The following is a 12813-nucleotide window of genomic DNA, read 5'->3' on the forward strand; positions in this document are numbered from 1 at the left end:
GAAAACCGGGGAAACCATGTGTTACGCGAACACGCGCAGGTGCTCGGGCGCGAATGCGAGCGACACCGGCGCACCGGGCGAGAACGCGTCGAGCGCGCCCGTGCCGAGCGGCACCTTCACGAAACATTCGTCCTGGCCAGGCAGTGCGCAACGCATGCGCACGTGATCGCCGAAATAGATGAGGCTGCGAGCTTCGCCGGCCACGCGGTTGGCCGCACCGCTCACGGGTGCGTGCCCGTTCGCGAGGCTCATGCGCTCGGGGCGGATGCATGCGACGGCCGACGCGCCTTCGGCCGCATCGCCGATGCGGCGGCCTCGCAGCGTGGTGCCGTCGCCGAGCCTGAACTCGCAGAATTCGCCGTCGACGCGCGCGATGGTTCCGCGCAGCCGGTTGCTGTCGCCGATGAAGTTCGCGACGAATTCGTTGCACGGCGACTCGTACAGGCGGTCGACGGTGTCGAGCTGCTGCACGATGCCCTTGTCGAACACGGCGACACGATCGGACATCGTCAACGCCTCGCCCTGGTCGTGCGTCACGTAGACGAACGTCACACCGAGCTTCTCGTGCAACGCCTTCAGTTCGTACTGCATGTGTTCGCGCAACTGCTTGTCGAGCGCGCCGAGCGGCTCGTCCATCAACACGAGCTTCGGCTCGAACACGAGCGCACGGGCAAGCGCGATGCGCTGCTGCTGACCGCCCGACAACTGCGCCGGATAGCGCTTCGCGAAGCGCTCCATCTGCACCATCTTCAGCGCATGCGCGACGCGCTCCGCGCGCTCGGCCGCCGACAGCTTGCGCACCGTCAGCGGATACGCGACGTTCTGCTCGACCGTCAGGTGCGGGAACAGCGCGTAGTTCTGGAACACCATGCCGATGTTGCGCTTATGCGGCGGCACGGTATTCAGCAGTTCGCCGTCGAGCCGGATCTCGCCGCCGGTCGGAAATTCGAAGCCGGCCAGCATCATCAGGCATGTGGTCTTGCCCGAGCCCGACGGCCCGAGCAGCGTCAGGAATTCCCCCCGGTAAATATCGAGGTCGAGCGATTTGACGACCAGCGTCTCGCCGTCGTAGGTCTTCCGCACACCGCGAAAACTGACGATCACATCATCGGACTTCATCGTGGCTGTCTCCCCTGCTGCGCGACAATCATTTTCGAGATGCGAGCCACTATACGGCGCATACGGTTCTACAATAGGGAACCATTTCAATATTCCGAGTGGAACCACTTTGGACACCGTGATCGTCGCCGACTGGCTCTCCGCCCGTATCGACCGCAGCTCGCCCGAGCCGATGTACCGGCAATTGCTGCAACTGATGCAGCAAGCCATCCTGACCGGGGAATTGGGGCCAGGCACAAAACTGCCGAGTTCGCGCACGCTCGCGGCCGACCTGTCGATCGCCCGCAATACCGTGCTGCACGTGTACGACCAGCTCACGGCCGAAGGCTACGTGCTGACGACGACCGGCAGCGGCACCTATGTCGCCGATACGCGCCCGGATGCCGCCGCGATCCCCGCGCCGGGCGCCGCGCCGTCGTCGGCGGCCGCCGGCGCGCCGCTGCCGGATGCACAGGACGTGCTGTCGACGCGCGGCCAACAGTTGATCGAACACGCGGGCGTGTCGCGGCGCCAGTGGGGCGCGTTCATGCCGGGCGTGCCGGACGTATCGGAATTTCCGAGCCGAACGTGGAGCCGCCTGCAGGCGCGACTGTGGAAGGAAGCGAACCCCGAACTGCTGACCTACGCTCCGGGCGGCGGCTACCGGCCGCTGCGCCGCGCACTGGCCGACTACCTGCGCGTCGCGCGCTCGGTCAAATGCTCGCCGGACCAGGTGATCATCACGACCGGCATCCACCAGTCGATCGACCTCGCGGTGCGACTGCTGTCCGACATCGGCGATCGTGCGTGGGTCGAAGAGCCGTGCTACTGGGGCGTACGCAGCGTGCTGCAGGCGACCGGCCTCACGCTCGCACCGGTGCCGGTCGACGACGAAGGGATCGATCCGCGCGCGAGCGACATGCAGCATCCGCCGCGGCTCGTGCTCGTCACGCCGTCGCACCAATATCCGCTCGGCATGGTGATGAGTCTCGCGCGACGCCGGATGCTGCTCGAATACGCGCGTCAGCACCGCTGCTGGATCATCGAGGACGACTACGACAGCGAATTCCGCTATGGCAGCCGGCCGCTCGCGTCGCTGCAGGGGCTCGACGACGGCGGCCGCGTGATCTACGTCGGCAGCCTGGGCAAGATGCTGTTCCCCGGCCTGCGGATGGGCTACATGGTGGTCCCCGAGCATCTGGTCGACACATTCCGCACCGGACTGTCGGAGCTGTACCGCGAGGGCCAGCTGATGCAGCAGGCCGTGCTCGCCGAATTCATCATGGACGGGCACCTGACTTCGCACGTCAGGCGCATGCGCACGCTGTACGGCGAGCGCCGGCAATTGCTGATCGACGCGATCCGCGCCCGCTTCGGCGACGCGCTGCCCGTGATGGGCGACGAGGCCGGCCTGCATCTGGTGCTCGGCCTGCCCGACACGTGCGACGATCGCGTCGTCACGCAGAGCGCGTTCGACGCGGGCGTGATCGTGCGCCCGCTCACGAGCTACTACAGCCGCATGGACACCGCACGGCGCGGGCTGCTGCTCGGCTATGCGTGCGTCGCGCACGAAGGGATCGGCCCCGCGTTCGACACGCTCGCGCAAACCATCGAGCAGCATCTGCCGCGGCGCTTCACGCGTGCGGCATGACCGTGCGCGTCAGTTCGCGCCGCCCGCGCCGCGGTCGAGCGAGGCCGCGCGCACCGCTTCACCGGGCCTGGTGAACACGCGTTGCCGCAGTGCTGCAATCTGCGCGTCGCGGTCCTGCGGCGCCAGCCCGGCTGAGTCGATCTGCGCGCGCTGCGCCGCATAGTCGGCGTAGCGGCTCTGCCAAGATGCATCGTCCTGCTGCATCTGCGCGACCCGTGCGGCGGCCTCCGGGCCCAGTGTCTGTGTCAGTTGCGCGCGCATCGCGTCCGGCGTCGCCCCGCTTTTCTGCAACTGTGTGATCTGGTCGATTGCGGCGCGCTGCTGATCGATCCGCTGCTGCGCCGCCCGCTCGTCCGCCGGGATCTGCTGCGCGAGCGCCGCGAGCCGCTCGGCCTTCTGCGCATCCGTCAGCGTGCGGTCCTGCATGATCTTCAACCGCGCGAGATCGTGGCGCTGCCGCCATTGCTCCGCCCCGAAGAACGGCGTGCTCCAGTCGCCGAGCGTTCGGTATGCGATCGACGCGCGCTGGTCGAGTGCGAGTTGCAGCGCGCCGAGATCGGACTTGTCGACCGCGCCCGCATCCGGCAGTTTCGCGAGCGCATCGAGATACGCACGATACCGGTGCCAGACGTCGAGCGCTTCGGGCTGCGCGACCGTGCCGTCGAGCTGCGCGGCGATCTCGCGCACGACGAGCGCATCGAGCGCGGCCGCGCTCAGGTCGCTCTGCGCGGTCAGGCAGTAGTCGAAGAAATCGCGCACCGAGCGCGACTTCGCAAGATGGCCTCCGGCATCGAGCGGCAGCCGCGGCGCACTCGAACCGGCGAGCGGTGCCGGCAGGCCCGCGCTCGCCGGCACCGCGGCCTGCGGCGCGGCGGCCGCGCCACCAAGCGCCGCCGCCACCGCCGACGAGGGCGTGGCAGCAGCGCCGCGATGCGATGCCGCACCGTTCCAGATCGCCGCTCCGGCAATCGCCGCGAGCCCCACCGCCCCGTAGAGCGCAACGCGCCGCGCGAGCGGCGCGCGTCCTTCACGTGCCATCATCGATCACACGCCCGCGAGCTTCAGCCGGTTCGCATGCGTGCGGATCACCGCGACCGGATCCTCCGCGTACGCGCCGCGCACGCCGAGCAACTGGTTGATCTCGTCGAGGTGGTTCCACTTGTAATTCGTGCCGAGCACCTTCCCGTACAGTGCGCTGCACTTCGACACCAGCCCGTCGTTCTGGCCCGAGCCGCGATTGATCATCACCGTGCCGGTGCCGAGCAGCGCGAGCGTCGACAGATCGAGCGCGTTGGCCGGGTCGATCAACGGAATCGTGCTGGTATCCGTCGCCCCCGTGACGCCGAACGCGGAGATCGTCGGCTGGATCGCCGTGCCGGCCCACGAATACAGCAGATGCGTGTTGCCGCCGACCGTCTCCGTCGGCGCGCCCGTCTGGCAACTGCCTGGAGCACCGAGGCCGGCGCTCGGATAATTCCGGTTGTACGTGGCGGCCTGGGCGGTCGTCAGCGTCGTCAACGCGGCAAGCGCATCCTGGTCGGTGTTGTGGTTGCTGCTCGTCAGGATCCCGAACACATTGACGAACGCGGCGATCACCGACGACGACAGGCCGGTCGGATCGTTCGCGAGCACGCTCTGCACGAAGTCGGCGAACTCGGAGCCGCGATGCGGCGTGCCGATCGTCGTCACCGACGCGACGAGATCGGGCGCCACCGCGGCGACATAGCGCGACGTGAGGCCACCCTGGCTGTGGCCGATCAGGTTCACCTTGGTCGCGCCCGTCGCGGCGAGCACCGTCTTCACGTATGCGAGCAGCTGTTCGCCGCGCCCGTTCGGGCCGTCGTCGCTCTGGAAACCCGACAGGTTCGCGACATAGACGTTCGCACCGTGCTGCTGCAAGTCCTCCTGGATGCCGTACCAGTACTCGAGCACGCCCGCGTACTTGTCGGTGCCGGTAAGCCCGTGCACGAGGATGATCGGATAGCGCGTCGCCGCATAGTTGTCCACCGGCGCGATTGCCGCCATCGCCGTGTGCGCCGTCGCGAGCGTCATCGCCGCGGTCGTCCCGACGAACGGCGCGACGCTCATCGCGCATGCCACTGCCCCTGCCACCACCCTGGAACGCATCGATCTGGCCATGCATGTTCTCCTGATTATTGTGCTGCCGGTGCGAATGAGATCGGATCGACGCGCACGATGCGTTGCAGGCGCCGCGTGCGTCGAATGCGGGAGTGAATCACGAGTCGCGAACGTTTGCGCCCCGACTAGATACGGTTCTCTAATCGGTTGACGCGCCCCGCCCGTTCAGGCGGGGCCGCGTTCGTACGCGCGCATGCTGCATCGCACATGCGCGACAGGCGTTACAGCTTCGCGCTCACGCGCACCCATGCGGTGCGCCCCGGCTCCATCACCGGCGCGTTCGCCGGATAGCCGAAGCCCGCGTTGCCGGCCAGGTTCAAATGCTCGGCATAGGCCTTGTTCAAAACGTTATCGACACCGACCGAGACCTGCACCTTCTTGCTGACGTTGTACTGCGCGTGCAGCGACAGCACGCCGAACCCGGCGCTCGGGCCGAAGTCCTTGCCGACCACGTTGCCCTCATTCAGTGCATAGCGATGCTGCGGCGCAACGACTCGCCACAGGCCGCCGGCCGACCATGCGCCACGCGTGTATTCGAGCCCGACGCGCGCCTCGAGCGGGGGCATCTGCGGCAACGGCCCGCCGCTCGTCGCGTTGCGCCCCCACGCATAGGCGAGCGACGTCTCGACGCGCAGCGGCGCGACCGGCCGCCACGACACGCCTGCTTCGCCGCCCATGATCTGCGCGTTGACGTTGGTCGCCTGCGTGGTCGGGCCCATCATCCCGGCCGCGTAGTTGAACAGGATGAAGTCCTGCACATAGCCGGCATAGGCCGACACCCACGCGTCGAAGCGGTCGCTCTTGTACTGCGCGCCGATGTCGATCTGCGTGGTCTTCTCCGGCTGTACCGCGGAAAACGCATTGATCGAGCCGGCCGGCCCGCGCTGCGCAGAGAACAGCTCCCAGTAGTCGGGATAGCGTTCTGCGTGACCGACCCCGGCGTACCAGGTAACGGGCAGCGACGCGAGATCTCGCTCATAGCGCATGAAACCGCTCGGCAGCACGCGCGCGCGATCGTCATCGAAAGTCGGGTTCGGCTTGTTCATCATCATCCCGCTCGTGGTCGCACGCTTGTCGCGCGCGCTCGCGTAGTCGACCCGTGCGCCGCCAATCACGCGCGACGCGTCGTCCGCATACCAGGTCAGCTCGCCGAACGCGCCCGCGTTCCACATCGTCGCCTGCGCATTCCACGGCTGGTCGCCGTAGTTCTGTCGCCCCATCGCCGAGCGCGCGTCGAGCCGGTTCGATTGCGCATCGACGCCGGTCACGAGCTTGAAGTCGTCGCCGATGCGGAACGTCGCCGCTGCGCGCACGCCGAGCGTGCGGCGCCGCACTTCGGACGCCATGCGCATCGGCATGCTGCTGGTCGGATCGGGCTGCCGCAGCGTGTAGTTGTCCATCACGTGGTCGGCTTCGTTGTAGTACACGCGCGCCTCGATCCGGTCGAGCACGTCGCCGAGATGGCGCTTCTCGAACGACAGACCAAACGTCTCGCGACGAAAATGCGCGCCGTCCATCCCGCGTCCCGCATAACGCGCGTAGCCGTCGCCGGCGCCGGCCGTCAGTTCGACGCGCGTGTGATCGTCGGGCGTCCAGCCGAGCGCCGCGTCCGCGTTCCACTTGTCCCACTGCGACGGCACGGTATTGCCGTTGCCGTCCTTGTAGTCCTGCGCGTGCGCATGGTTCGCGGTCACGCGGCCGTACCCATCCGGCGTGCCTGCCGTCACATCGACGTTCTGATCGTTGCGGCCGAACGAGCCGCCGATCACGCTGCCCTCGAAACGCATGCCGGGCCGCTCGAAGCGCGGCGTCACGCGTTCGAACAACACGGTGCCGGCCGATGCGCCGGGACCGTACAGCACGGTCTGCGGCCCCTTCACGACCGTAACCTTGTCGTAGCTTTCGGGCGCGATATACGAAGTCGGCGCGTCCATCCGGTTCGGGCACGCGCCGAGCGTCGGCAGCCCGTTCGCGAGAATGTTCAGCCGCGAGCCGAACATCCCGCGCAGCACCGGGTCGCCGTTGGTCCCGCCGCTGCGGATCGACGTGAAGCCGGGGATCGTCTTCAGATAATCCGCCCCGTCGCTCGCCGGCAGCGGCTGGCGCGGCGTCTTCGGATCCGTGACGACGACGAGCGGTGTCGTCAGCGGCGACGCGACGATCTCGACGGGCGGCAGCAGCACGGTCGCGTCGTCGGTCGGCGTACCGGCCGCGCTCGCGGGTTCAGCGGCAGCCGCCGCGGTCATTGCGCTGACGGCCAGCGCGGGAACGGTGAGTTTCAGCATTTGCGGCACGCGCCGCTTACGGGAATGGCGCGGCGCCGTCGGCGCGCGCAACGAGAAAGTGTTCATGGATCGAATGCCCGAGTGACGCCCTCCACGCGGTCTCGACGGACCGCACGGATATCGGCGATGAAAAAACGGAAGACAGCGCGTCAGGCGCGCTCGGGCGGTGCGCGCGGATACGCGCGCGGATAGCGATCGTCGCGCGCCGCGGCGGCATGCAGTGCGGCGGCGGAAACGGTCGTGACGGAGACGAGAGCGAACGATGCAGCAGCCGGGCCGCCGATCGCGGGGCTGTGCGCGAAGAATGCGCAGTATCCGCATGCATCGAGATGCAACGCATGGTCGTGCGCGCTGACCGCACCGGCCGACCGGTGCGCGCCATGCTCTGCACTGCAGACGATTGCATCGGGCGTCGCCGCCTGTGCGATACGCCACTGCGACACCAGCGGCGCCGCGATCGCGATCCAGATCGCGAACACGCCGAGCCAGGCGGTCAAGTGACGATGTCGATGCAACATGCGCGGCAGTGCGTAAGAGAAATGTAAAAACAGCCGAGATGTTACAGAATGTTCGGTGCGATAGCCAGCCGTACGGACCGGTAAACGGCCCGGGGGCGCATGGTTGTCAACACAACCATGCGCCCCCGGGGCTGCAGCGTGGCGTCAGCGTGCGGCGATCACACCATGCGCCGCAGCACGTCGTCGCGCCGGATGAAATGGTGATAGAGCGCGGCCAGCGCATGCAGGCCGATCACGAAGTAGAACGCATTGCCGATCAGTTCGTGCGCTTCCTTGATCGTCGGCCGGAGCGCCTTGTCCGGGCCGAACAGCGTGAACGACACGCCGATCCAGTCGAGCGACACGGGCTTACCGCCCATGTTGACCATCATGATGCCGAGCAGCGGCTGCGCGATGATGAACACGTACAGCGCGAAATGCGCGAGCTTCGACAGCCACTTCAGCAGCGTCGCCTGCGGGATGGCTCCCGGCACGCGGCTGACCGCCCGCCACAGCACGCGCAATACCGACAGCACCAGCACGAACGTACCGGCCAGAAGGTGCACGTTCATCCAGAACACGCGACTGTCGCTGCCTTTCGGCCCGCGAATCTCGATGGCCAGGTAGGCCAGCGCCACCAGCAGAAAGATGGCCCAGTGAAAGAAGATCGCAGGCGAGCTGTAGCGCGTCTGTTTCGCAAGGATGTTTCTCATGCTTGGTCTCGTGTTTCTCGTGTTGTATTCGGGGAAAGCGCGCCGCGGCTGGCCTGGGCCGGGCGGCTGCCCCGATTGTAGCCGTCCGTGTGTCCACTGTTGCGCGACCGAATCAAATAACTGGAGAAACGGTGCTGCCCCGCCGCACGCCGGCATATGGAAAATCCGCATCGCGCGCGCGGACGGCTGTGGCACGATGAAGCTTTGGTGCGACGTCGCGCGGCCGTCATGAGCAAAGCGTTCTTCGTTGCAGCCTATCGGCTGATTGCCGCGCTGCTCGCGGTATCCACCACGCTGCACAGCATCGCGAACTACTGGTCCATGCCGAGCTTTCATCTCGGCAACTATCTCAGCTACTTCACGCAACTGAGCAGCCTCTACGCGGCCGCGGTGCTGGCCGCGGGGCTGCGGCGCATCGCGCGCCCGGGCTCGGCCCGCTACGAATCGATGCGCGGCGCCGCCGTGCTGTACATGCTGATCACCGCGATCGTCTACGCGCTGCTGCTCGCGCGGCTCGATGCGCTGCGCCACATCACGCCTGCCTTCAACAACTGGGTATTGCACCGGATCGTGCCGCTCGTGATGCTTTGCGACTGGCTGTACGTGGAGCCGCGCTCGCCGATCGCGCGGCGCAGCGCGTTCGCGTGGCTCGGCTTTCCGCTCGTCTATCTCGGCTATACGCTCGTGCGCGGCGCGCTGGAGAACTGGTATCCGTACCCGTTCGTCGATCCGCGTCCGCACGGCTACCTGCCGGTGGCAATCCAGTGCTCGTTGATTGCGCTCGGCGCGGCGGGACTTGCGCTCGGAATCCGCTGGCTCGGCAATCATGCGAGACAGTCCGGCGCCGCGACGCTCAAGGAAGGGTGAAGACGGGAGCGTGTGCGCCGCATGGCGCACACGTCGTGATGCGGTCGGTCAGCCGCCGTTGCGCGGCAGGAAGTTCATCGGATCGACGACCTTGCCGTTCTGCCGGACTTCGAACTCGAAAGTGGCGCGGCCGCTTGCGTCGGTCCCCATCTCGGCGACCGGCTGGCCCGCGCGCACTGCGTCGCCTTCGCTGACGAGCAGCTTGCCGTTGTGCCCGTAGGCCGTGATAAGCCCGTTGTCATGCTTCAGGATCACGAGCGGCCCGTAAGCCTTCACGCCCGACCCGGCATACACCACGCGCCCGTTTGCCGCTGCGCGCACCGAATGATCGGGCCCCGATGCGGCGATCACGACGCCGCGCGTCCTGCCGGCCGTAAACGACGTCACGACGCTGCCCGTGGCCGGCCATGCGAGCGAGCCTGGTTGTGCGACGGACGTGGACGGCTGCCCGAGCGACGTCGCGGCAGGCGGCGGCGCGACGCGCAGCACCTGGCCCGGCGACACGGCATCGGTGGGCGCCATGTGGTTCCAGGTGGCGACGTCCTGCACGCGCTGCCCGTAGGCGGCCGCGATGCCCGCGAGCGTGTCGCCCGGATTCACGCGGTAATAGCCGGCGATCACGCCCGGCGTGGCGACCGACGTCGGCGTCGACGGGCGCACCGGCTGCCAGCTGTCGGTCCACGGCGTCATCGTACAGCCCGTCAACGCGGCGGCCGCGACGACGAGCGCCGCCTGCGGCAGCCAGCGCGCCAGGGAATCGTGGATCGGAATATTTTTTTTCAAGGGTCCTCCCGGAGTTGCGTCGTCGCGCCGCCCACCGCCCCCCGGCGCGCGACGCACGATGTCCGGCCAAAAAGCCGGACCGACCAGTATCCGACCGCTGTCGCGGCCGTCAGTTTCCACAGCGGAACGTCGACGCGAACGGGCTCACCGGCCCCTTTTTCGCGTCGCTCCGATCGGCAAAGATACCATTTGTCGCGCTCAGGACCGCGGCAAGCACGCGTTCCGGCAACATTCTTGCGGCGCCGCGCACGGGTGCCGGCGGCGCGCAAGCCGCGCCCGGCGGGCTTGCGCCGCACCGCGAGGCCGCGGCAGTCGGCGTCGAACTACCCGCCGTCACCCGGCCGGACGCCTCCTATACTGCGGAATGCGGCACGATCCAGCGACAACGAGGAGATCACCATGAACAACGCGACGTTTCTATCCGTGCAGCTCAACGCCGAGGATTTCACTGGTTCCAGCGGCCTCGTCGAATTGCTCAACCGGCACCTGCTGTTCGCCACCGACGTCGCCGAAGCGGCCGACGCGCTCGTCCAGCTCGCGAGCGTCACGCACCTGACGGGCGCCGCCCGCCACAGCGTCGAACTGCCGGTACTCGCGATCGAGCGGCTGCGCGAAGCACTCGACACGCTCAGCGGCTACGACGAAACGTGGCTGCAGGCGCTGGAGCCGGCCGGAGGACCATTCGCCGCGATCGGACGCGGTCCGCGACCGTTGCACTGATCCGGCCGGCATGCCAATGAAAACAGCCCGTCGTTCCGCGATACGGAACGACGGGCTGCTTGTCCTTCGGGGTCCGATCAGGCCACCAGGATGGCCGTTCGATTAACGACCCTTGTAGACCGGTGCGCCATCCGACACGCGCTTGACTTGCCAGCCGGCCTTCGCGACAGCCGGAGCGCCCGACTCTTGCTGGGCGACCGGTTGTGCGCCGTAGCCGGTCGTATCGGCAGCGGCGACGTTCTGTTGCGGGTTCAGACGGGCTTCAGCGGCCTGGATGCCTGCCGGGTAGTCCGTACGGTCGCTTCCCAGCTTGTAGCCGGCTTGTTGCAGAGCGGACAGTTCGGCCTTCACCTGCGCGCGGGTGACGGGTGCGTTTTGTTGGGCAAACGACACGGCGGGAACGGCGAGGACGGCAGCTGCAGCGAACGTTGCGATCAGCGATTTCATGATTACCTCCGGAATTTTTTTGCTCCGCCGCACACACCATGTCTGCAGCGATGGAACAGAGTTTAGTCCCGGCGTCCCCTAGGGAAAACCATGAAAGAACGAAAACACTGTTTCCCAGAAGCCAACAATTCCGGGATCCGGTAATCAAAAACCCTACTCAAAGAATAGAATTTCGCAACAATGCCGCCCTCGCGGGCCGGTTACGACCAGTTCGCGTGGAAGCTGCCCGGCTTGTCGGTACGCTCGAACGTATGCGCGCCGAAGAAATCCCGCTGCGCCTGCACAAGGTTCGCCGGCAGCCGCTCGGAACGGTAGCTGTCGAAGTACGCGACCGCCGACGCAAACGCCGGTACCGGCACGCCTGCCTTCACCGCGGCAACCACGACGTCGCGCAGCGACGCCTGGTAGTTCGCGGCGATGTCCTTGAAGTACGGATCGAGCAGCAGGTTCGCGAGCGCCGGATCCGTCGCGTACGCGTCGGTGATCTTCTGCAGGAAGCGCGCGCGGATGATGCAGCCCGCGCGGAAGATCTTCGCGATCGTCCCGAGATCGAGGCTCCAGCCGTACTCTTCGGATGCCGTGCGCAGTTGCGCGAAGCCCTGTGCGTACGAAATCACCTTGCTCAGGTACAACGCGCGGCGCACCGCTTCGATGAACGCGGCACGATCGCCGTCGAACGACGCGGCGGCCGGGCCCGACAGGATCTTGCTGGCCGCGACGCGCTCCGTCTTCAGCGACGACAGCACGCGCGCGAACACCGATTCGGTGATGAGCGGCAGCGGCACGCCCAGATCCAGCGCGTTCTGGCTCGTCCACTTGCCGGTGCCCTTCTGCGCGGCGCGATCGAGGATCACGTCGACGAGGTGCTTGCCGGTTTGGTCGTCCTTCTTGCCGAAGATCTTCGCCGTGATCTCGATCAGGTAGCTGTCGAGCTCGCCCTGATTCCACTCGGTGTACACCGCGCCGAGTTCTTCGTTGGTCAGGCCCGCGACGTCCTTCAGCACCGCGTAGCTCTCGGCGATCAGTTGCATGTCGCCGTATTCGATCCCGTTGTGGACCATCTTCACGTAGTGGCCCGCACCGTCCGGCCCCATGTACGCGACGCACGGCTCACCGTCCGACGGCGCCTTCGCGGCGATCTGCTTGAGGATCGGCTCGACCAGGTCGTACGCGTCGCGCTGGCCGCCGGGCATGATCGACGGGCCGCGCAGCGCGCCCTCTTCGCCACCCGACACGCCGGTGCCGATGAAATGCAGGCCCGATTGCGCGAGTTCCTGGTTGCGGCGGATCGTGTCGGTAAAGTGCGTGTTGCCGCCGTCGATCAGCACGTCGCCCTTCTCGAGCAGCGGCTTGAGCGACGCGATCGTCGCGTCGGTCGCTTCGCCGGCCTTCACCATCATCAGGATTCGGCGCGGCGTTTCGAGCGATGCGACGAATTCCTCGAGCGTATAGGTCGGCACGAGATTGCGGCCGGGGAATTCGGCGATCAGTTCGTCGGTTTTCTCGCGGCTGCGGTTGTACACCGACACCGCGTAACCGCGGCTCTCGATATTGAGTGCGAGATTGCGGCCCATCACCGCGAGCCCGATCACACCGATTGCTTGTTTGCCCAT

At 67.0% G+C, this 12813-nt stretch carries 12 protein-coding genes; 3 read left to right on the forward strand and 9 right to left on the reverse strand.

Annotated features, from left to right (window positions below):
* Positions 1–21 precede the first annotated feature (21 nt).
* A complete protein-coding gene (locus DIE13_RS06765) occupies positions 22–1119 on the reverse strand; it encodes an ABC transporter ATP-binding protein (RefSeq protein ID WP_124826418.1) in 1098 nt (365 codons plus the stop codon).
* 109 nt (positions 1120–1228) lie between these two features.
* Between DIE13_RS06765 and DIE13_RS06770 the strand changes: the two genes are divergently transcribed.
* A complete protein-coding gene (locus DIE13_RS06770) occupies positions 1229–2749 on the forward strand; it encodes a PLP-dependent aminotransferase family protein (protein WP_124826419.1) in 1521 nt (506 codons plus the stop codon).
* Positions 2750–2758: 9 nt separating this feature from the next.
* Here DIE13_RS06770 and DIE13_RS06775 read toward each other — a convergent pair whose 3' ends face one another.
* The 5 genes from DIE13_RS06775 to DIE13_RS06795 all read right to left on the reverse strand — a co-directional run bounded on the left by DIE13_RS06775 (position 2759) and on the right by DIE13_RS06795 (position 8383).
* Positions 2759–3790, reverse strand: a complete 1032-nt coding sequence (locus DIE13_RS06775) for a lipase secretion chaperone (protein ID WP_124826420.1) — start codon at positions 3788–3790, stop codon at positions 2759–2761.
* A 3-nt stretch (positions 3791–3793) separates the two neighbouring features.
* Complete coding sequence (locus DIE13_RS06780; protein ID WP_124826421.1) at positions 3794–4888, reverse strand: triacylglycerol lipase; 1095 nt, start codon at positions 4886–4888, stop codon at positions 3794–3796.
* Positions 4889–5109: 221 nt separating this feature from the next.
* The gene (locus tag DIE13_RS06785) at positions 5110–7239 is read right to left on the reverse strand and encodes a TonB-dependent copper receptor (RefSeq protein ID WP_124826422.1); all 2130 of its coding nucleotides are present in this window, start codon (positions 7237–7239) and stop codon (positions 5110–5112) included.
* 83 nt (positions 7240–7322) lie between these two features.
* Positions 7323–7691: a DUF2946 domain-containing protein gene (locus DIE13_RS06790; protein WP_124826423.1), complete on the reverse strand. Its 369-nt coding sequence runs from the start codon at positions 7689–7691 to the stop codon at positions 7323–7325.
* 158 nt (positions 7692–7849) lie between these two features.
* Complete coding sequence (locus DIE13_RS06795) at positions 7850–8383, reverse strand: cytochrome b (protein WP_124826424.1); 534 nt, start codon at positions 8381–8383, stop codon at positions 7850–7852.
* 228 nt (positions 8384–8611) lie between these two features.
* Here DIE13_RS06795 and DIE13_RS06800 point away from each other — a divergent pair, with 228 nt between their 5' ends.
* Complete coding sequence (locus DIE13_RS06800) at positions 8612–9250, forward strand: Pr6Pr family membrane protein (RefSeq protein WP_124826425.1); 639 nt, start codon at positions 8612–8614, stop codon at positions 9248–9250.
* Between the two features lie 48 nt (positions 9251–9298).
* Here DIE13_RS06800 and DIE13_RS06805 read toward each other — a convergent pair whose 3' ends face one another.
* A complete protein-coding gene (locus tag DIE13_RS06805; protein ID WP_124826426.1) occupies positions 9299–10033 on the reverse strand; it encodes a peptidoglycan DD-metalloendopeptidase family protein in 735 nt (244 codons plus the stop codon).
* 399 nt (positions 10034–10432) lie between these two features.
* Between DIE13_RS06805 and DIE13_RS06810 the strand changes: the two genes are divergently transcribed.
* Entirely contained in the window at positions 10433–10753 is a 321-nt protein-coding gene (locus DIE13_RS06810) for a hypothetical protein (protein ID WP_124826427.1), read from the forward strand.
* 102 nt (positions 10754–10855) lie between these two features.
* Here the strand turns inward: DIE13_RS06810 and DIE13_RS06815 are convergent, their stop codons facing one another.
* Together DIE13_RS06815 and gndA are read right to left on the reverse strand one after the other, a co-directional pair.
* The gene (locus DIE13_RS06815; protein ID WP_096504037.1) at positions 10856–11200 is read right to left on the reverse strand and encodes a DUF4148 domain-containing protein; all 345 of its coding nucleotides are present in this window, start codon (positions 11198–11200) and stop codon (positions 10856–10858) included.
* A 200-nt stretch (positions 11201–11400) separates the two neighbouring features.
* The gene (gndA, locus tag DIE13_RS06820) at positions 11401–12813 is read right to left on the reverse strand and encodes an NADP-dependent phosphogluconate dehydrogenase (RefSeq protein WP_124826428.1); all 1413 of its coding nucleotides are present in this window, start codon (positions 12811–12813) and stop codon (positions 11401–11403) included.

This window comes from Burkholderia sp. Bp9016, from assembly GCF_003857765.1.
Taxonomy (GTDB): Bacteria; Pseudomonadota; Gammaproteobacteria; order Burkholderiales; family Burkholderiaceae; genus Burkholderia.

What these genes read in the sequence shown, in the direction of transcription:
- DIE13_RS06800 (WP_124826425.1), top strand. Translation starts at nt 8,612, where the DNA reads ATGAGCAAAGCGTTCTTCGTTGCAGCCTATCGGCTGATTGCCGCGCTG.
- gndA (WP_124826428.1), bottom strand. Translation starts at nt 12,813, where the DNA reads ATGGGCAAACAAGCAATCGGTGTGATCGGGCTCGCGGTGATGGGCCGC.
- DIE13_RS06765 (WP_124826418.1), bottom strand. Translation starts at nt 1,119, where the DNA reads ATGAAGTCCGATGATGTGATCGTCAGTTTTCGCGGTGTGCGGAAGACC.
- DIE13_RS06785 (WP_124826422.1), bottom strand. Translation starts at nt 7,239, where the DNA reads ATGAACACTTTCTCGTTGCGCGCGCCGACGGCGCCGCGCCATTCCCGT.
- DIE13_RS06790 (WP_124826423.1), bottom strand. Translation starts at nt 7,691, where the DNA reads ATGTTGCATCGACATCGTCACTTGACCGCCTGGCTCGGCGTGTTCGCG.
- DIE13_RS06815 (WP_096504037.1), bottom strand. Translation starts at nt 11,200, where the DNA reads ATGAAATCGCTGATCGCAACGTTCGCTGCAGCTGCCGTCCTCGCCGTT.
- DIE13_RS06775 (WP_124826420.1), bottom strand. Translation starts at nt 3,790, where the DNA reads ATGATGGCACGTGAAGGACGCGCGCCGCTCGCGCGGCGCGTTGCGCTC.
- DIE13_RS06810 (WP_124826427.1), top strand. Translation starts at nt 10,433, where the DNA reads ATGAACAACGCGACGTTTCTATCCGTGCAGCTCAACGCCGAGGATTTC.
- DIE13_RS06780 (WP_124826421.1), bottom strand. Translation starts at nt 4,888, where the DNA reads ATGGCCAGATCGATGCGTTCCAGGGTGGTGGCAGGGGCAGTGGCATGC.
- DIE13_RS06795 (WP_124826424.1), bottom strand. Translation starts at nt 8,383, where the DNA reads ATGAGAAACATCCTTGCGAAACAGACGCGCTACAGCTCGCCTGCGATC.